The organism is Colwellia sp. MB02u-9 (assembly GCF_014077085.1).
Taxonomy (GTDB): Bacteria; Pseudomonadota; Gammaproteobacteria; order Enterobacterales; family Alteromonadaceae; genus Cognaticolwellia.
Map to the genome: position 1 here is coordinate 288,866 of NZ_JACGVF010000095.1, position 20,413 is coordinate 309,278.

General features: G+C 39.5%; 16 protein-coding genes. 8 read left to right on the top strand and 8 right to left on the bottom strand.

The features are described 5' to 3' along the window. Positions 1-324 precede the first annotated feature (324 nt). The gene (locus H4J65_RS12320; RefSeq protein ID WP_182198375.1) at positions 325-1,431 is read left to right on the top strand and encodes an arginase family protein; all 1,107 of its coding nucleotides are present in this window, start codon (positions 325-327) and stop codon (positions 1,429-1,431) included. A gap of 81 nt (positions 1,432-1,512) precedes the next feature. Here the strand turns inward: H4J65_RS12320 and H4J65_RS12325 are convergent, their stop codons facing one another. Further along, the gene (locus H4J65_RS12325; RefSeq protein WP_182198376.1) at positions 1,513-5,595 is read right to left on the bottom strand and encodes a hypothetical protein; all 4,083 of its coding nucleotides are present in this window, start codon (positions 5,593-5,595) and stop codon (positions 1,513-1,515) included. Between the two features lie 470 nt (positions 5,596-6,065). On the opposite strand from H4J65_RS12325, the gene H4J65_RS12330 reads away from it, so the two are divergent. After that, positions 6,066-7,400 (top strand): dicarboxylate/amino acid:cation symporter, encoded by a 1,335-nt coding sequence (locus H4J65_RS12330; RefSeq protein ID WP_182198377.1) that lies wholly within the window; start codon positions 6,066-6,068, stop codon positions 7,398-7,400. Positions 7,401-7,619: 219 nt separating this feature from the next. Here H4J65_RS12330 and kdsA read toward each other — a convergent pair whose 3' ends face one another. The 7 genes from kdsA to hemA form a co-directional block, all read right to left on the bottom strand. Next, a complete protein-coding gene (gene kdsA / locus H4J65_RS12335) occupies positions 7,620-8,462 on the bottom strand; it encodes a 3-deoxy-8-phosphooctulonate synthase (protein ID WP_182198378.1) in 843 nt (280 codons plus the stop codon). Positions 8,463-8,499: 37 nt separating this feature from the next. Then, positions 8,500-9,762: a DUF819 domain-containing protein gene (locus H4J65_RS12340; RefSeq protein ID WP_182198379.1), complete on the bottom strand. Its 1,263-nt coding sequence runs from the start codon at positions 9,760-9,762 to the stop codon at positions 8,500-8,502. Positions 9,763-9,855: 93 nt separating this feature from the next. Beyond that, positions 9,856-10,656 carry a tetratricopeptide repeat protein gene (locus tag H4J65_RS12345; RefSeq protein ID WP_182138030.1) on the bottom strand — a complete coding sequence of 267 codons (801 nt, stop codon included), beginning with the start codon at positions 10,654-10,656 and terminating at the stop codon, positions 9,856-9,858. Between the two features lie 310 nt (positions 10,657-10,966). Continuing rightward, positions 10,967-11,341 (bottom strand): SirB2 family protein, encoded by a 375-nt coding sequence (locus H4J65_RS12350; RefSeq protein WP_182138029.1) that lies wholly within the window; start codon positions 11,339-11,341, stop codon positions 10,967-10,969. A gap of 37 nt (positions 11,342-11,378) precedes the next feature. Then, positions 11,379-12,218 carry a peptide chain release factor N(5)-glutamine methyltransferase gene (gene prmC, locus H4J65_RS12355; RefSeq protein ID WP_182198393.1) on the bottom strand — a complete coding sequence of 280 codons (840 nt, stop codon included), beginning with the start codon at positions 12,216-12,218 and terminating at the stop codon, positions 11,379-11,381. Between the two features lie 50 nt (positions 12,219-12,268). Then, entirely contained in the window at positions 12,269-13,357 is a 1,089-nt protein-coding gene (prfA, locus tag H4J65_RS12360) for a peptide chain release factor 1 (protein WP_182138028.1), read from the bottom strand. Between the two features lie 188 nt (positions 13,358-13,545). Next, positions 13,546-14,814, bottom strand: a complete 1,269-nt coding sequence (hemA, locus tag H4J65_RS12365; protein ID WP_182198380.1) for a glutamyl-tRNA reductase — start codon at positions 14,812-14,814, stop codon at positions 13,546-13,548. Positions 14,815-15,080: 266 nt separating this feature from the next. On the opposite strand from hemA, the gene lolB reads away from it, so the two are divergent. The 6 genes from lolB (at position 15,081) to ychF (ending at position 20,369) form a co-directional block, all read left to right on the top strand. After that, complete coding sequence (lolB, locus tag H4J65_RS12370) at positions 15,081-15,695, top strand: lipoprotein insertase outer membrane protein LolB (protein ID WP_182198381.1); 615 nt, start codon at positions 15,081-15,083, stop codon at positions 15,693-15,695. A 10-nt stretch (positions 15,696-15,705) separates the two neighbouring features. Beyond that, positions 15,706-16,566 (top strand): 4-(cytidine 5'-diphospho)-2-C-methyl-D-erythritol kinase, encoded by an 861-nt coding sequence (ispE, locus tag H4J65_RS12375; RefSeq protein WP_310649831.1) that lies wholly within the window; start codon positions 15,706-15,708, stop codon positions 16,564-16,566. Positions 16,567-16,689: 123 nt separating this feature from the next. Continuing rightward, positions 16,690-17,637 carry a ribose-phosphate pyrophosphokinase gene (locus H4J65_RS12380; protein ID WP_182138118.1) on the top strand — a complete coding sequence of 316 codons (948 nt, stop codon included), beginning with the start codon at positions 16,690-16,692 and terminating at the stop codon, positions 17,635-17,637. Positions 17,638-17,914: 277 nt separating this feature from the next. Then, positions 17,915-18,532 (top strand): 50S ribosomal protein L25/general stress protein Ctc, encoded by a 618-nt coding sequence (locus tag H4J65_RS12385; RefSeq protein ID WP_182138025.1) that lies wholly within the window; start codon positions 17,915-17,917, stop codon positions 18,530-18,532. A 128-nt stretch (positions 18,533-18,660) separates the two neighbouring features. Further along, positions 18,661-19,245, top strand: a complete 585-nt coding sequence (gene pth, locus H4J65_RS12390) for an aminoacyl-tRNA hydrolase (RefSeq protein ID WP_182138024.1) — start codon at positions 18,661-18,663, stop codon at positions 19,243-19,245. A 32-nt stretch (positions 19,246-19,277) separates the two neighbouring features. After that, positions 19,278-20,369 carry a redox-regulated ATPase YchF gene (gene ychF / locus H4J65_RS12395; protein WP_182138023.1) on the top strand — a complete coding sequence of 364 codons (1,092 nt, stop codon included), beginning with the start codon at positions 19,278-19,280 and terminating at the stop codon, positions 20,367-20,369. Positions 20,370-20,413: the final 44 nt, after the last annotated feature.

Below are 20,413 nucleotides of genomic sequence, written 5' to 3' on the forward strand. Positions count from 1 at the left end.
GCAAGCAAAACATTAAGAAAAAATTGCCTTCGTGAATAAAACTGAGACGTAAAATTAAATTTGAGACTGAAATTACTATTAGATATATCTGTAAATTAGCAAGCTGACAAGCAAAAAATTTTATATATATGCCTTTTTACAACTTTTAGCTATAATGACGCGAACTTTTCGGCGCCATCATAATCGACTTTTTAGCAAAATTTAAGGGCTGAAAGCGAAATAACTGCACTTTATGGCCAGTATTAACAATTTTTTACAATCACTCCAGGTAGTTTGCGTTCATTTAAGTGAATTTCAATACCTTTTAATAGGAAGAGAATATACATGACAACTTCATGGTCAACATTTAAAAATAAAATCAACCAGTGCTTATGTCCACCAGGAAACGGCGTTTTTACCGTCAACACTGCCAAAGAGCGTAAAGAGCGTTTGCATAAAGCCTTATTTGGCCAATCAAACGATATAGAGTCACTATGGCAGCAAAGTATTGAAAAACTGCCACAGTCGACTAATGCGGTTATTCTCGGCATTGCTTCAGACTGTGGTGGTGGAATTTTGCGTGGTGCTAACTGGGGACCTTTATTTGTTCGCTCAACATTGTTAGAACAATACCCTGATTTAAATGCCTTTGATTTAGGCGACGTGCGCGTTATTCCGCATTTGTTACATGATAAATATCTTAATGAGGCAACCATTGCCAATTGTCGAAAAGCGCTTTATCAAGATCAGAATAGCGAGTTTCCTGTTAGCCCGTTATCAATCACAGAAGATGTATTACACGACTTTTATGCTGAATTTCCTAACAAAGGCATATTTGGTATTGGCGGTGATCATTCTGTTAGTTACCCATTAGCAAAAGCCTATTTACAAGCGAAGAAAAAACAAGGCGTGCGTGCGGCTATTATTCACTTTGACGCCCATACCGATTTATTGGTTGAACGTTTAGGTATCGACTTGTGCTTTGGCTCGTGGTGCACACACATCTTAGACGACTTAACTGAACGTCGTGATTTAATTCAAATCGGCATTCGTTCAAGTGGCAAGCCTAAAGCACATTGGGAAAGCACTTTTGGCGTTAAGCAACATTGGGCACATGAACTTAAAGAGCAAGGCGTGGAAGCGATTATTGAAAAAATAATCAAGCAATTAAAAGCCGATAACATCGATGAAATTTATGTTAGCTATGATATTGACGCACTCGATGAAACCTATGCAGCAGCAACAGGCACACCAGAGCCAGATGGCTTATCACCCAACGAGTCAATGCAAATATTGCGCGCTATTGCCGCACAGTACCCGATTACTGGCGCCGACATGATGGAAATTGCCCCCTTCACCGACAGCACAGGTTTAGGTGCCGTCAGCCGTGATAAAACCCTAGCTGCAGGTGCAGAGATTTCAGCTTTCTTGATTGAAGAGATGAATAAATAATTTATCTTAAATAACGCTGGCTCAGCATCAAGTTAATAAAAAAGGCTCCTACTGGAGCCTTTTTTATTATGCCTTATATATTTAAAACGACATTATATTTATAGTAGCAACAGTATATGAGGTAGCAACCCCCGACGGTGTTGTCACGGTAACCACAAGTGGTCCACTGATGTCCTTATCTTTTACCCCTTCAATAGTGACAGTAAATACGCTACCACCGTTAAAGTTAGTATTAGGCCATTCATAGCCACCTGAAGGTACACCTATAGGTGTACCTACAGCCGCATCAAAAGTGACTACTGTACCTGCTGGCATAGGTTGATTATGAAAATCTGAAATAGTTACTGCTGCTGCCACAGTACCATCTTGAACTATATCGATGCTTTCACCATTAGTAGGATAAGTTGTAACAAATCTTGGATTACTACCCGACATAACTAGCACAACTGAACCCCGAACATTAATTGATTTCTCAGCAGCACAATTGTCAGCATCACCACATAATGAGCCATTATATTGCTTATCTTCTAAATCAAAATCGCCACTTGAATTAAAGTCATCAAATTTCTCTTCTTTGCCACCAGTTTCACCACCCGCTCTTTCGCCATTAGCCACTGTTGGATCTGGGTTATAAATACCATCTTCATTGTAATCAATAAAAGACTCTGTTAAGTCATAAGGTGAACCATTAACATCTAACCCTGAATTATCATTGAGACCTAAAAAGGCATTTTTTTCAGTTTGATCATAAAGGCCATTACCATTAAAATCAGAGAAAGATTCCTCACCAATAGCTGTTGCAGAAATCGTCGCTCGTCCACCATATTTTTGCCCCATAAAGTTATTACGACTAGGTGAAGCACTATTAATTCTCGATGCGAAGGTGGTGCCATCTGACAAACCTATTCCTGCAAAGGTCGAAACAGTGCCAGCTCCATTAATAATCTTTATATCTAAGCGAGTCGATGATGTCAGCAGTAAATATGTATCTCCAGCGTATATAAACTCAGAAGCAGTCACAGAAGAGTTTACAAGATCTGTATCAACTTTTTCAACTATATCTGCAGGACTATCATAATTACTGTTTAGGGTTACAGTATCTACACCATCGGTGGTTTCAACATTAAACTTAATATCGTTGATGCTAAAGTCTCTACCTGCATTGATGATCTTAATGGCACTCGTACCGACAAATGTTGATGCAATACTGTCAGAAATACCTAACTCATTAGACGTACTACTACTGCCTCCTTGGTCTGCTATCGAAATATCGAGACCACTCGTTGTAGTAAGCCTTACATAACTTATACCATTTTGAATAGACTCTGAAGCCTGTACAGGACTTGGACCCGCCCCATTCCCTTCGTTAAGTAATGTATTAATCCTAAATATAATAGCACTAGAAGAAGTGTAATTTTCATCTAAGAACACAGTAGCTATAATTGGACCTGAACCATCATCAGTTGTAACAGTAAATTCAATATCGTTGGTCGAAAAATCCTTACCATCTTTAATACGGTTGATTCGACTTAACCCTAACACTTGATTAGCATCATTATAATAAGTAGTACCATCAGCTAGGCCTAAAACATCGAAAGTTGTTACCGAGCCGCTAGAGGTGTCTTCGATGGTAATATCTAAACCTGCTGGTGAAATAAGCTCAAACAAGTCTTCAAAGCCTGATACAGCTTTAACGTCTGAATCTGCCAACGAAGTATTAACTTCAGCAAGTAAATTAGCTTTAGATGCATAATCACTCTCCAGCGTTATAGTATCTATATCCTCTGAAGTCGAAACAGTAAAGCTAATTGCCTTGCCTGTAAAATCAAAACCTTTACTAATATCTGCAGTACTTTGGATTAATGTCGGTCCATTATTAGCTTCACCTAACTCTTGACCTGCCGGCCTAACATTTTGACTGGTCCAAATTACCGAACATACACCTTTTGTAGTAACACAAGAATTTTCAATGGCACCACCTTCAGTGGTAAAAGCAACAGCTGTTCCATCAGGGGCAGGGTTATTAAATGCGTCCGCTAACCTTGCCGTAATGGTAACTTCCGTACCATCAATATTCCACGCTTCTGGATTAAAGACACTGGCAGATAAACTAAAACTGTCTTGATCTGGAATACCTGTTGAAATCACTAACAAGTTAGATTGTGTAAAAATTGATGCATCTTCATTTAACTCAGCTCTAACCCGAACACTAGTATGTACTGTGCCTGAATTGACAACCGTTTGAACCAAACCATTACTATCAGTTTTGGCAAATTTTGGGCTCCAGCCAATACCTCCAACTTCAGTATTTAAGGAGAAATCAACATCTTTATTAGCAACAACATTACCGTTGGTATCTCTTACTTTAAAGGCAACTGTTGAGCTTTCGATACCACCAACACCTTTCAAACTAATATTTTCTGGTGTTGCAGAAATAAATTCAATACTGCCAGAATCCGGGGAACTAATTGTCACCGTTCCTGTGGCAGATAAAACTGTTCCTCCAGCATTAGCCGTTGCAGTAACAATATCAGGCCCCTGACAACCTTGGGCTAAATAAGTGCTTTGAGCAATACCCGCTATAGTTGCAACAGGGGAATCAATATTGGCTGTTGTTACAGATAGGTCACTACAACCTGAAGTAAAACTAACTTCAACAGTTTCTGTAGTAAATAATGTCGCAGGTGTACTCGCTGAAGCATTAGAGACGTCCCAAATGCTCACAGACAAACCAGCAGTAGCACCAGCAGAAATAACACCAGCTGGCACAGCAATTAAACCATCAGGTAAACCCGTAACGCCATCAATGGCATTACCCATGCCAAGAGAAGATGCGCCAATTGAAAAAACTAACTGCTCTGATTCACCTGATGCTAATTGTGCTATCACCGTACCAGCGCCTAGTGAATTACCTGCTAATAGATCAACAGTTGCAATGTAATCACTACCTGTTGTTGCGATTGCTGTTTGAATGGGAATAGTGCCTAGGTCAGTTGTAAAAGTAACAATAACCGCTTTGTTTACCCCAGTAACGGTTGCAATTAGTTTACCCGAAGAGATACTGCTTATTTGTTCAACCTCATTACCTTCACTATCGGTTAAAGCTAAGCTTATATTGACACCTGATCCAACACTATTACCTTCAGAAAAGAAACCTTGTGTAACCACATCGCCCGCACTGGAGCTAACTGTTAATACACCTGCACCACGAACTGTACCAGCAAAAAGTGTAATCGTTGCGTCACCCGTACTGTTAGTCAGTACCGTACCCGTAATGGGATCCAATACACCTAGAGTTGAGGAAAAAGTAATGACTTCATTACTTAAATCAGTACCATTAGCCGCTTCAAAATGAATAATAATATTGGCAGGATTGGCATTAGAAATCGAGGTGCTATTAGTAAAACTAGTAATGGTTAATGCATTTCCGTCTTCTTCTGAGCCGTCACCTTCGGTAAAAAAACCTTGCGTTACTGCATCACCGGCATTAGAGCTAGCCGTTAAGACTCCCGCACCACGGACTGTCCCTGCAGAAAGTGTGATGGTTGCATCACCCGTACTGTTGGTCAGTACCGTACCTGTCTTAGGGTCAAGCAAACCTAAAGTGGAAGTAAAGGTGATCACTTCATTACTCAAATCAATACCATTAGCGGCTTCAAAATGAATAATAATATTGGCAGGATTGGCATTAGAAATCGAGGTGCTATTAGTAAAACTAGTAATGGTTAATGCATTTCCGACTTCTTCTGAGCCATCACCTGCACTTTTAAACGTTACAGAGTTTGAATCAATACCGTCGATGTTAGCAGTGACTGAACCGTCACCGCTACTTGCACCGGCAAGTAAACCTATTTCAGCGTTTCCATCTGCATCAGTACTACTCGTATTGACATCAGTACTAAAACTTGCCAAATCTGTATTACTAACTGTAAATGTGACTAATTTATCAGATAGCGGTGTACTACCTTGCATGACATTTACTGTAAGCGTTTGTGGTGTCGCTTGAGTAAGATTATTATCCGAAATAGCTAAAGTAATAGTTATAGCGTCTGGTGTACTACCATCGCTGCCATCTGGGGTTTCGTCAAATCCACCAGCACCACCTCCACAACCGACTAATAGTGCAAATATTAAAACTAAACTAAGACGTTGAAATAGCGCCATAAAAAGGATCTCCCTATATTTTTTATTAAGTTAACTCGATAATAACCGAATTATCGCAAAAAAAGTCAATGATTCACATAAAAATATAATTTATCTAGAACTGGTGGTTTTCAGGGGATTATTTATTAAATTTACGCCAATTAAATCAGACGGAATGCTATTTTTTATTGAGACAAGTCCCAAGTAGCGAGTTAGGCAGCTAGGCAGCTAGGCAATTTTTCAAGCAAAGTGGATACAGTAAGAAAATTAAAGCAACTTAACATACGCACCATAAAATTTTTTTTGTCGTTAATCTCGTCGCATCGCATATTAACGCCAATCATTACCTTTTACCTACTTAGCTTAATTAAAGAGCAAAAAAAACGGCAATAAAAATAATCTTCTAAAATCAACAGCCCTATGCTTTAATCATTTGATTTCTGTCCGTCGCAACAACATAATAAGGCATCGCTCAATAAAATAAGAAAAATATGGCTGAAAAAAAGCAAGCAAGTTTAACTGCTCGAATTGTTACTGGTATGATTGCGGGTATTCTCACTGGCACAATTTTACAATGGTTGATGCCTGATGGCTCTGATTTCGTTATTCCTCTATACCTCTTTGATTTTTCAGTCCGCGGCTTTTTAGTTGATGGTGTTTTTGAGGTTATTGGCCAAGTATTTATTTCTAGTTTACAGATGTTGGTCGTACCTTTAGTGTTCGTTTCGTTAATTTGCGGCACTTGCTCACTAAAAGATACCACTAAGCTAGGTCGCATCGGTGGTAAATCTATAGGCTTATATTTACTCACAACGGCAATTGCGATTAGCTTTGCTATGGGTTTAGCTTTACTTGTTAGCCCTGGTGAAGGCGTAAATATGACGACGGGTACAACCTTTACCAGTCGAGAAGCCCCTTCACTTGCTCAAACCCTTATTCAAATGTTCCCAAGTAATCCATTTGCCTCATTTGCTCAGGGCAACATGCTGCAAGTTATTATTTTTGCTTTATTATTTGGTATCGCCATTGCACTTTCTGGCAAACCGGGCGAGCGTGTTGCTGCACTTTTTGAAGATATGAGTGTTGTAATTATGCGCCTTGTTACTATCTTGATGAACATTGCGCCCTATGGTGTATTTTGTTTATTAGCCGGCTTATTTACTGACGTGTCGTTAAGTACCTTTGGCAATTTGTTGGGGTATTTCTTTGTGGTGCTTTTTGCATTATTACTGCATGCCTTTATCACTTATCCTGTTTTACTTAAGTTATTTACTGGCTTAAATCCATTAATCTTTTTAAAGAAAATGCGTGATACCGCTATTTTTGCATTTTCAACCTCAAGCAGTAATGCAACTTTACCCATTACCTTAGAGACAACAACAAAGAAAATGGGTGTTAAGAACTCCATTGCTTCATTTACTGTGCCATTAGGTGCCACCATTAATATGGACGGTACGGCAATTATGCAGGGTGTTGCTACGGTATTTATTGCACAAGTATTTAGCCAAGACTTAACGCTTACTGATTATTTAATGGTGATATTAACAGCGACATTAGCATCAATTGGCACGGCGGGTGTTCCCGGTGTTGGCTTAATTATGTTAGCTATGGTGCTAGAGCAAGTCGGTTTACCTGTTGAAGGCATTGCGCTAATTATTGGTGTAGACCGCTTACTAGATATGACACGTACCGCGGTTAACGTGACGGGTGATAGTATGGTAACGGTTATTGTCGGTAAGTCTGAAGATCAATTTGATGAAGCGGTGTTTAACGACCCTAAAGCGGGTAAAAATATCGAAGATATCGACTTTCACCACTTGAAATAACCATTAATCATGACACTACCCATATAGAAAAAGGGCGCTTAATAGCGCCCTTTTTATTTGCAATAAATATTTTTAGTAAACAATGTGTTGTTGTGACTAAAAGTAGCAACTGGCAGTTACTACTGGCAATTGCTACTAACTTAGTAAGCTCAACAACACCTAATTAACCTAGCCCCACTATATAACCCATACAAGCTACGTATTATCCAAGTTAAGTATCTACCCTGTAATGAGCGGTTCAAAGCCTTTAACTAACTCGTCTAACGCTTTCATTTGTGCTAAATAAGGTTCAAGTTTATCTAAGGGTAACGCGCAAGGGCCATCGCACTTTGCGTTTAATGGATCAGGGTGCGACTCAATAAATAAGCCTGCGATACCAATAGCCATACCACTACGGGCTAATTGCGCCGCTTGTGCACGTCGGCCGTCAGCTGAGTCTTCTCTACCACCTGGACGTTGCAAGGCATGCGTGGCGTCAAACATAACGGGCGCATAGCTTTTCATCTCATCCATGGCTAACATATCAACAATTAAGTTATTGTAACCAAAGCAACTACCACGCTCGCAAAGAATAATGTCTTCGTTACCGGCTTCGGCAAACTTATTGATGATATGACGCATTTCATGGGCAGCCAAAAATTGTGGCTTTTTCACGTTAATAATCGCACCGGTTTTTGCCATGGCAACCACCAAATCAGTTTGACGTGCAAGAAACGCAGGTAACTGAATAATATCAGCCACTTCCGCAACAGGTCCAGCTTGATAAGGTTCATGTACGTCAGTAATAATCGGGACATTAAATGTCGACTTAATTTCTTGAAAAATCTTTAAGCCTTCGTCCAAACCAGGGCCACGATATGCGCTAACCGACGAACGGTTAGCTTTATCAAATGAGGCCTTAAATACAAAAGGAATATTGAGTTTTTGGGTTACTTCAACATAGTGCTCGGCAATGGTCATGGCTAAGTCTCTCGACTCCAGCACATTCATACCACCAAATAATACGAAAGGTTTATGGTTGGCGATATCAATATCGCCCAGTGTAATTAATTGCTTTGTCATAATATTTCCAATATTTATCTATAGATTAGCGGCGATTCTAGCTGCCAATAATTCTTAACAACTGGCCACATAACCATGCCATATAAGTGCCTAATGCATAACCAAAAACGGCTAACAAAACCCCAACAGGTGCTAATGACGGATGAAATGCCGAGGCAATAACGGGTGCCGATGCGGCGCCGCCAATATTAGCTTTACTACCCACCGCTAAATAAAATACTGGCGCTTTAATGTACTTACGTACTGCAAATAATAAGCCTATGTGCACGGCCATCCATATTAAGCCAATCACCATATATTTAGGCGCTTCAACAATTTGCGTAATATCCATATGCAAACCAATAGTAGCGACTAAAATATAAAGAAAACTACTACCCACCTTTGAGGCTCCTACCGCTTCTAGTTTTCTAACTTTAGTAAAGGAAAGTGCTAAACCGATAGTGGTCACTAATACGATGATCCAAAATAATTTACTGTGCAAGCTAAATTTCTTTAACTCAGGATAGCTGTTTTGGAAAAAGGGTACTAAGTAATCAGCCGCTAAATGTGCCAAACCGGCAGCACCAAAGCCAACGGCTAAAATGAGCATGTAATCTTTTAGTTCAGGTTGTTTTGAGTTTTCTTTGGTTTCGGCTTCAACTTTTTCAATCAATCGATCAATGCTTGAAGTATCTGCACCATTTTTTGCATCAATGCGCTTATGGTTCGCTGCCATATAAAGCAAAATGGCCATCCAAATATTGGCAACAACAATATCTACCGTCACCATAATGGTGAATATTTTACCATCAGCACCATAAATTTCTTTCATAGCAAGCATATTTGCGCCGCCGCCAATCCAACTTCCCGCCAGCGCTGCCATACCTCGCCATACCGCGTCTGGGCCTGAAACCCCAATTAACTCAGGCCATACAGCTGAAACAATTAATAATGCTATTGGCCCACCTATGATTACGCCAACGGTACCGGTTAAAAACATAATAATGGCTTTACTACCCAAGCCAGCAATAGCTTTAATGTCGATACTCAGCGTCAATAAGACTAAACAAGCGGGTAATAAATAATATTTTGCCACTTCATCAACTTGACTGACTTCAGCACTAACAATACCAAAAGTATTTAAAAGCGATGGTAACAAATAGCACATTAACAGTGCGGGCACATACTTATAAAATGAGCGACAAGCGGTGTTACTGCTGCTTGAGGTATAGAAAACAAAGCCTAAAATTAGCGCTAGAATTCCAAGTACTGTTGCGTCGTTGGTGATCAATGGCATGCTAGCCACGACTGAATCTTGCATTACTTATCCTTATGATTTTTCAAGTTACGGTATTATTATTGTTATTATTCTTATAAATGACGCTTAAGCCGACTTTTTAACCGGTAAGTTTTGTTAATGCAATATGGTATCTGCAATTGAAATTTTATCTAACTGAAGTTTTAATAGCTGCGCCGCAGGATCTTTGGGGCATTGCTCAACAAAGTATTGGTAATCATCATAGGCGACTTTAAAACAATCAAGTTGATGTAATAAAAAGCCACGGTCGCGACGTTCAAAGGGATCATTTGGATTAAGTGCCAATAGCATATCCACACATTTGAGTGCGTTATCGTAAGCCTGTTCTCGTATAAAAGCCGCTTTTAGACTCGTGATATGTTCCAGCACTAGGCTTTCTTGTTTCATTATATCTAGGGTAACTTCAAATGGGTCACCTGAAATTTCACTCATGCGAGTATCAAGCTCGTGCCAATTTAACGACTCGCCGGTAACGGGATCAAGAATAATGGCGTAACTGTCATCACAAATAATTCTTAACATGGCTTTTTCTGGTACAAAAACAATGTCAGTCTGACAATCACAAGCATTGGCTACATAGGCAATAAGTACCGATTTTAAGATAGGTGAAACCAGTTTATGCGTTAACGCTGATGACACCTGATATGACATTACTGGCCAATTTTGTTGCTGTTTATCAATAAAAAGTTGATCAATAAACAAGGCATTAATCAATACCTCAGCACGTTCAATGGGATCTTTAATTTCATCAGTCTCACCTTGGCAATAACCCACTAGGTCATCCAGTTCAGTTTGAACAGCCGTTTTTTTGCCAAAAATAAACTCTTCTATTAATAAAAAAGTTTGTAATAGTTCATTTTCTTCAGATTTAATTTCTGATAACAATAAATCGTTCATGCATACTCTATTAATGTTTAATACTTATACCAATGCCAATAAGTTTCTTGCCACTTAGCGAGATTTAAAAGCTTAGAAACAAGGCATTGGTTAGAGAGAATGGTTATTCCATTTTCAAAATCAATAACGCAGGCTGCCAGCTTTTTCAACTCACCCTTGGGAGTTTACAGCGCTTCGATAACCGCCTATAACTTCCTATAATTCCCTGCATATAGCATATTCTATATGCAAAAAATCAAACTTGTTCTCAAACCGCTAACAAGCTCTGAGTGGTAACTAACTTAATGAATTTGGTCATGATTTTAGCCGTTTATAAGCCAGCTAAAAATACGGACTCCTTGCTTATGGCTAGACGAACAATCAGCATTACCCAGCCTATTGCGCCCAAAAAGCCAATAATTTGCATAGCGCGATTTCGCGCCAATTTCAGGGTGTAGTAACCGGTAAAAATATAAGCAAACACAGCAAACAGTTTTTCGGCAAACCAGAGTTGTTCTACTGGATTTATCGCTAGCTGAATCGATAACGCGACCCCAAGACCCAGTAATAAGGTATCGATAATATGTGGGGCAATTTTCAACCATTTCAAGGTTAATTTATTTGAATTAGCTAAGGTTAAGGCAAAACGAAAAGTAAAAAGTAAAACACTGATCACCGCAATGGTCATATGTAAATTTTTAAGCATGATGAACTCCGTTAAGTTTATTTTTTAGTTTTGTGCTTTATGCAGAGTAACAAGCCCAAGTAACTCGGTCATTGTGACTGTAATCTTTTATTGTTTGGATTTCGCTATAAGCTAAATCGGCTAGAATTTTTTGCACCATTTTGCTTTGCTCAAAGCCATGTTCAATATACAAAAAGCCACCCGGTTTTAAAAAGTTAAGTGCTTGGTGAGCAATGATTTTAATATCCGCTAAGCCATTATCCGCCGCAACTAATGCGGTTTTAGGCTCATACCTGACATCCCCTTCATTAAGGTGATAATCATGTTCATCAATATACGGAGGATTGCTGACAATAATGTCAAAGCGCTTATCATCAGCAATCTGATTAAACCAATCACTTTGATAAATATTAACTTGTGTTAGCGCTAAGTTGTCGGCGTTGACCTTGGCGAGCGCAACGGCTTCATCGCTATAATCTACCGCTTCTATTTGCCATTGAGGTCGTTCTGAGGCTAAAGCTAAGGCAATAGCCCCCGTACCTGTGCCTAAATCTAGACAACTTAGTTCTACTGCTTGATGATGAGTTAACACCAGTTCAACTAGCACTTCAGTATCTGGACGCGGAATTAAAGTCGCCGGTGAAACTTGCAGTGGTAATGACCAAAACTCACGTAGTTGAACAATATAGGCGATAGGTTCGCCCTGAACTCTGCGCAATATTAGTTCAGCAAATTGCTTTGCTTGGCTGGTAGATAACTGATGCTCTGGCCAAGTTAATAAAAAACTTCTTGGTTTTTCAATAACAAAGCAAATGAGTATTTCAGTATCTAATTTGCTGCTATCTGAGTGAGGCAACAAAAGTTGTTGCCCAAAGGCGGTTAATTTAGCCAAGGTCATCGATGATAAGTGTTCAACCGACAACCTTTGCGCTACAACTGATGCACTCACTAATGTTGCTCGGCAAGCTCTGCTAATAAATCAGCCTGACTTTCTTGCATAATGGGTTCAAGTACTAAGTGTAAATTACCTTCCATGATCTCGTTTAAACGATAAAGTGTCAGGTTGATACGATGATCACTCATGCGTCCCTGTGGGAAGTTATAAGTACGAATTCGCTCAGAACGATCACCACTGGCCACTAAGTTACGACGAGAAGACTCTTCTGCACTTCGGCGTTTTTCATCTTCTATTTGTTGCAGGCGAGCTTGTAATACTGACATCGCTTGGGCACGGTTTTTGTGCTGCGAACGCTGATCTTGACATTCAACCGCCACGCCACTTGGAATATGAGTAATACGAATAGCTGAATCGGTTTTGTTGACGTGTTGTCCACCCGCACCAGAGGCACGGAAAGTATCTACTTTTAAGTCAGCTTTATTGATTTCAATGGCTTGTGACTCTGGAATTTCTGGCATCACAACCACAGTACAAGCAGAAGTATGCACACGCCCTTGTGATTCAGTTTCAGGCACACGTTGCACTCTGTGACCGCCAGACTCATACTTCATTTGACCGTAAACACCAACACCGTTAACTTTAACAATAATTTCTTTAAAACCGCCCTGCTCACTTTCGTTGGAGTTCATCAATTCGATTTTCCAACCTTGCTTTTCAGCATAACGGCTGTACATACGGAATAAATCACCGGCAAAAATAGCAGCTTCATCACCGCCAGCTCCAGCGCGAATTTCAACAAAACAGTTATTGTCGTCTTTTGGATCACGAGGCAATAATAAAACTTGCAATTCCTCGGTCATTTTTTCCACCAATTTCTTCGCTGACTTAAACTCTTCTTGCGCCATTTCACGCATATCAGGGTCTTCATCTTTAAGCATTTCTTCTGCCGCGGCAAAATCATTCTCGGCATCTTGAAAGCGATGAAAGGCTGAGGTTACAACTTCTAATTGTGAAAATTCTTTTGATAATGCCTGAAACTTTTCTTGATTAGAAATAGTTTCAGGATCAGACAATAACGCTTGTACTTCTTCAAAGCGTTCGACAAGTATCTCAAGTTTTTGGTAAACAGATTTATTCATTAAATGATCTTATATAGTCAATGATTGATGAATTACCCGCGCATTATATTCGACTATGCAGGTAATTTATACTAAATAGGTATGCAAGCGAGCAGTATAAAGAGCTTAGCTCAGAGTTTCAACGGGTGTGAAGATAGCGAATGGTAAATTATTGCCTGCTTAAATTAAAGACTAGCTAAAGCCAGTGGCTAATCTTGATGGTCAATATCAAAAATATCGCGTAAGTAAATAAGCCGGTCTAACTCTCCACCTTGTGCCGCCGATTGAATAGCACTGGTGGGTGCATGCATAAATTTATTGGTTAGCTTAGTGGCAAGCTCAGCAATTACCGCTTCAGGTTTTTTGTTTGTCGCTAGTTGTTGCATGGCTTTTTCAAGCAATTGATCACGATTTTCTAAACACTGTTTACGATATGAAATTACCGTATCTTGGGTATTTAAACCACGTAACCATGACATAAAAACAGATGACTGTTCAGTAACAATACCTTCGGCTAATACCGCTTCTTTGCGGCGATTATTTAAATTTTTTGCAATGATATTTTGTAAGTCATCAACGGTGTAAAGAAATACGTCTTCAAGATCTGAAACCTGCTCTTCAATATCACGAGGAACAGCTAAATCGACCATAAACATTGGTCGATGCTTTCTTTTCATTAAAGCCTTTTCCACCATACCTTTACCTATAATGGGTAAAGTACTACCGGTTGAACTGATGACAATATCAGCACTAGACATCAGTTCTGGAATTTGTGCGAGCGTTATAACATCGGCACCAAATTTTTTGGCCATGTTTTCAGCCCGACTTAAGGTCCGGTTTGCCACCGTAATATGGCCAACATTATTTTCGTATAAGTGTTTAGCCACTAATTCAATCGTTTCACCAGCACCGACTAGCAGAACCCGGGTTTTATCTAAACTGGCAAAAATATGTTTTGCTAAGTTAACCGCAGCAAAAGCAACTGAAACCGCACTTGCCCCTATTTCGGTATCGGTTCTCACTTGTTTAGCGACACCAAAAGTACGTTGAAAAAGCCGGTCCATCACTAACGCCATGGAACCCGCCGCTTTAGCTTGTTTATAGGCTTGTTTCATTTGCCCTAATATTTGTGGTTCACCCAATACCAAAGAATCTAAACCACAAGCAACACGCATCATATGATTAACCGCTTGTTGATCTTGATGCCAATATAAACTTGGCGTTATGGTAGACGCAGAAACATTGTGGTGTTGTACTAACCAACGCACTAAACGCTCTTGGGTTAAGGTCATATCACCTTCTTGAACGATATAAAGCTCGGTTCTATTACAGGTAGATAAAATCGCGGCTTCTTTACAATCTACTGAATGAATCAGTTCCTGCAAAGCCGAACTCAAGTTATCAGGGTTAAATGATATTTTTTCCCTAATCGCCACTGGAGCGGTTTTATGATTGATACCTAATGCAACTATCGACATATGAATATATTGAGTCCAAAAAATGTTAATGCCCGGCAATGTCTGCGGCGGATGACCATTATCTTACGGCCGATTATACGCTTGTAATGACTATTTGGCGCAATTATCAGTTAGATATTGAAAAAAACCTATGATCTGAGATAAAAAATCGCGATAATTTTACGTAAGATCACCTTAAATTGAAAGCATGCAGTTATATGTTTTTGTTATTTGTTGTTTCTCTTGATCAAGCAAAGCTTATTTAATTCATTCAATTCAGGAATGCTATGTATAGTATACGACTCATTACGCTATTTTTTGTCAGTCTGTTAAGTGCTTGTTCTAGCATCAACGACATACCTGTAGAGAATAATCAAAAAAACCAAGATATTGCCACCCGCAACCAACAAGTATCACAGCTTAATAGCTGGACCATAGTGGGGAAAATAGCCTTTATCGATAGTCAAAAGCGCCAAAGTGCGTCATTGCATTGGCAAAAAAATGCAGCTGATCAAACCGAGTCGTTAAATTTATCAACCTTATTCGGCATTAAGGTATTAGCACTGACTCGACAGCAAGATAACTTTGTTTTAGAAGTTGACGGTAATCTTTATAATACGGCCGATTTAGACTATTTAATCTATACACTTACCGGTTTAGATTTACCGACTCGTGCCATGAGCCATTGGCTGAAAGGTTTAGCTTTTTTACCTACAGATAAGCTAGATTACCATGTAAAAACTCAACTACCACAGTCCTTAACCAGTCATTATAACAATAAAGACTGGTTGATAAAATACAGTAAATATCATCATATTGGCCCATTTCAATTGGCTAAACGGCTAACGATTATTCAAGGCGATTTGCGGATAAAAATTGTCATTCATTCATGGAAAGTTTAACGAGGTTATCGTGAATAAGCAGCCCTTTATTGTATTTAAGTCACCGGCCAAGCTCAATTTGTTTTTACATATTGTCGGTAGAATGGACAACGGTTATCACCAACTAGAGACTGTTTTTCAGTTTCTGGATTACCACGACACTATCGCCTTGCGGATCACAGCAGATAAAGCCATAACGCTACTGACGCCGATTCCCGGCGTAAGCAATGACCACAATTTAATCATCAAAGCTGCACGACTATTGCAAAACTATAGCGGGTGTCAGCAAGGGGTGGATATTAAGTTAGAAAAATTATTACCTATGGGCGGCGGCTTGGGTGGCGGTTCATCAAATGCCGCGACTGTGCTACTGGCACTCAATGCACTTTGGCAAACAAAGCTGACGATTAAACAACTTGCTGAACTTGGCATAACCTTGGGTGCTGACGTACCCATTTTCATTCATGGTTTTGCCGCATTTGCCCAAGGCATTGGCGAACAACTGACTCCCGCTGCACCAAAAACTTATTGGTATTTAGTTTCTAAACCCGATTGCAGCATTTCTACTGCCAGTGTTTTTACCGCGAAAGATTTAACTCGAGATACGCCCACTATACGTTACAGCGATGATGATATAGAAAATTATCACAATGATTGTCAAACCTGGGTAATAAAAAACTACCCCGAGGTTGCCAAACTACTGGCTTGGTTGATAGAATACGCACCGTCACAGATGACTGGAACTGGTGCGTGTATTTTTTCACGTTTTAGCTCCAAACAAGACGCGTGCTATGTACAATCTTTACTGCCAAACGGTATAGAATCATTCGTAGCCGAAGGACTAAATCAATCGCCCTTACATGCTGCAATTGCGGCAGTAAACGACAATTAAGTTCGGATAAAATTAATATAAATGCCATTAAAACTGGCAAAAATAAAATAATTTGCTGATATTTAACTCACCGTTTTATTCAGTATCGTAATTTAAATGTCAAAAGTTTCTAAGGAACTCGTCGTGCCTGACATGAAGATCTTTGCGGGTAATGCCACCCCTGAACTGGCCAAACAAATCGCTAATCGCTTATACATCACCTTAGGCGAAGCCAAGATTGGCAGTTTTAGTGATGGTGAAATTAGTGTTGAAATTACCGAAAACGTACGTGGTGCGGATGTTTTTATTATTCAATCAACATGTGCCCCTACCAACGATAACTTAATGGAACTAATCGTGATGATTGATGCGCTACGTCGTGCATCAGCTGGACGTATTACCGCTGTTATGCCTTACTTTGGTTATGCTCGTCAAGACCGTCGCGTTCGTAGTGCTCGTGTCCCCATTACCGCGAAAGTTGTTGCTGACTTCTTATCAAGTGTAGGTGTTGACCGTGTTTTAACGGTTGATTTACACGCAGAACAAATTCAAGGCTTTTTTGATGTACCTGTGGATAACGTTTTTGGTACGCCTATCTTATTAGAAGATATGTTAGCGCGTAACATTGAAAATCCAGTGATAGTTTCACCTGATATTGGCGGTGTTGTTCGTGCACGTGCCGTAGCTAAATTATTAGATGATGCAGATCTTGCCATTATCGATAAACGTCGTCCTAAAGCAAACATTGCGCAAGTAATGCACATCATTGGTGATGTTAAAGGTCGTGACTGTTTTATCGTTGATGATATGATTGATACTGGTGGTACATTGGCAAAAGCGGCAGAAGCATTAAAAGAACACGGTGCTAAACGCGTATTTGCTTATGCAACTCATCCAGTATTTTCTGGTAATGCCGCTGAGAATATAAAAAATTCAGTGATTGATGAGGTTGTTGTTACTGACTCAATTCCACTATCAGATGAAATTAAAGCGCTCGGTAAAGTTCGTCAACTTACCTTAAGTGGTATGTTGTCAGAAGCTATTCGTCGAGTATGCAACGAAGAATCTATTTCTGCGATGTTTGATGCTTAAGCATTAATCAAAAAATATCATTCAAAAAAAGCACCCTTAGGTGCTTTTTTTTATTGTTATCAATCAAAAGCCCTTACTCATAATAGCCTTACCTTTAAAAGTAACATAAGTAATGGATTTAGATTCATCGGAGTGTTATCATGCTGCGCCTTTTTTAGCTAATTACGCTTGGATAGTACTTCACTAGTTAATCGCTAATTAACCGACAAAAAAGGAACAGGTTGCTTTTGGTCGCAAAAAGCAACGACCTTTAATTATTAAATAATGGATATAACCCATGACTGATTTATTTACATTGGATGCTGAAGTACGTACAGATTTAGGGAAAGGTGCGAGCCGCCGCCTACGTCACGCGAGCAAAGTTCCAGCGATTTTATACGGTGAAGGCCAAGAGCCTGTTTCTTTAACGTTAGCGCACAAAAATGTTTTTCGTGCTCAACAAGAAGAAGCATTCTACTCTCACGTTTTAACTATCAACGTTGATGGCAAGCCTGTTGAGTGTCTTTTAAAAGACATGCAACGTCACCCGTTTAAACAACTTGTAATGCATTTAGATTTTTTACGTATCGATGCAACCCATGTTGTGCAAGTTAATGCTCCAATTCATTTCCTTAATGAAGAAGCAGCAGAAAAACTAGGTGGCAAAATTGCTCATCTAATGAATGAAATAGCAATTACATGTTTACCTGCTGACATTCCTGAGTTTATTGAAATTGATGTTGCTAATTTAGCTGTTGGTGAAACAATACATTTATCAAATGTTACTTTGCCTAAAGGCGTTACATCTGACGAATTAGCTAAAGGCGAAAGCCATGATCAAGCCGTTGTTACTGTGAACGCTCCTAAAGTTCCAAATGCAGACAGCGAAGCAGCTGAAGAGGCTGCAGCTGAGTAATAGTTAACTTTACTCATGATGAACAAGCTTAAAGGGAGATGTTTTTATAACATGCCCTTTAAGCTTTTTAGTTTTAAATACACTTGAATTTATTGACCTTAAGTTTAATAACAAGAGTAAATAATTAGATGGCGATTCAATTAGTAGTCGGCTTAGGAAATCCAGGTTCCGAATACAGTAAAACCCGTCATAATGCTGGTGATTGGTTCGTTCAAGAGCTTGCTGCACGTAACAACATTTCACTAAAGCCAGAAAAAAAATACGCTGGCCTATACGGTAAGGGGTTAATTGCTGGGCAATTAGTTCATCTTCTCATTCCTACTACTTTTATGAATTGTAGTGGTAAAGCCGTAGCACCTTTAGCCAATTTTTTTCGTATTCCTGTTGAAAGCATTCTTGTTGCTCACGATGAGCTAGATATGTTACCTGGCGTTTGTAAAATCAAACAAGGTGGCGGCCACGGTGGCCACAACGGCTTACGTGATATCATTTCATGCTTGGCTAATAACAAAGAATTTTATCGGTTACGCATTGGTATTGATCATCCAGGTCATCGCGAACGCGTTACTGGGCATGTGCTTGGCAAAGCACCGGCCAATGAACAAAACTTAATTGACCAAGCGATAGACGAAGCTGCGCGCTGTTTTGAAATTTGGCAAACAGACGACATTAAAAAAGCACAAAATCGTCTACATTCTTTTAAAGCGCAATAAAGGTTATTGCGTCAACATAATAGGTAAACATCATGGGATTTAAATGTGGTATTGTTGGCTTGCCCAACGTAGGTAAATCAACGCTTTTCAATGCGTTAACTAAAGCAGGTATTGAGGCAGCAAACTTCCCCTTTTGTACAATCGAGCCTAATACGGGTGTTGTGCCTGTACCCGACCCACGCTTAGACGCATTAACAAAGATAGTAAAGCCAGAGCGTGTGTTAGCAACCACCATGGAATTTGTTGATATTGCAGGCTTAGTGGCTGGCGCTTCAAAAGGTGAAGGTTTAGGTAACAAGTTTTTAGCTAATATTCGTGAAACTGATGCCATTGGCCATGTTGTTCGTTGTTTTGACAATGACAATATTATTCACGTTGCTAATAAAGTTAGTCCAATCGATGATATTGAAGTGATCAATACTGAATTAGCCTTATCTGATATGGACACCGCAGAACGCGCTATTTTTCGTTTAGCTAAGAAAGCCAAAGGTGGCGATCAAGAGGCTAAATTTGAAATGCCAGTATTGGAAAAAATACTAAAGCATGTTGAAGATGGTGAAATGATCCGTTCTTTAGTCTTAACTAAAGAAGAAAAAGCTGCCGTTGCTTATTTAAACTTTTTAACCATCAAGCCAACTATGTATATCGCTAATGTTAATGATGATGGTTTTGAAAATAACCCTTACCTTGACCAAGTGCAGAAAATTGCTGATTCTGAAGGGGCGATAGTTGTCGCGGTTTGTGCTGAAATTGAAAGCGAATTATCTGAAATGGATGATGAAGACCGTATTGAATTTATGGCTGAAATGGGCTTAGAAGAGCCTGGCCTAAATCGTGTTATCAATGCGGGTTATTCTTTACTTCACTTGCAAACCTATTTTACCGCGGGTGTAAAGGAAGTAAGAGCTTGGACAGTAAAGCAAGATGCTACCGCACCACAAGCAGCTGGTGTTATTCACACTGATTTTGAAAAAGGCTTTATCCGCGCTGAAGTAGTTGCCTATGATGATTTTATCGAGTTTAACGGTGAGTCTGGTGCGAAAGAAGCGGGTAAGTGGCGCTTAGAAGGTAAAGAGTATCGCGTTAAAGATGGCGACGTGGTGCATTTCAGATTTAATGTTTAATTTTTAATTTTTAATTTTTAATTTTTAATTAAAGTTTAATCGAC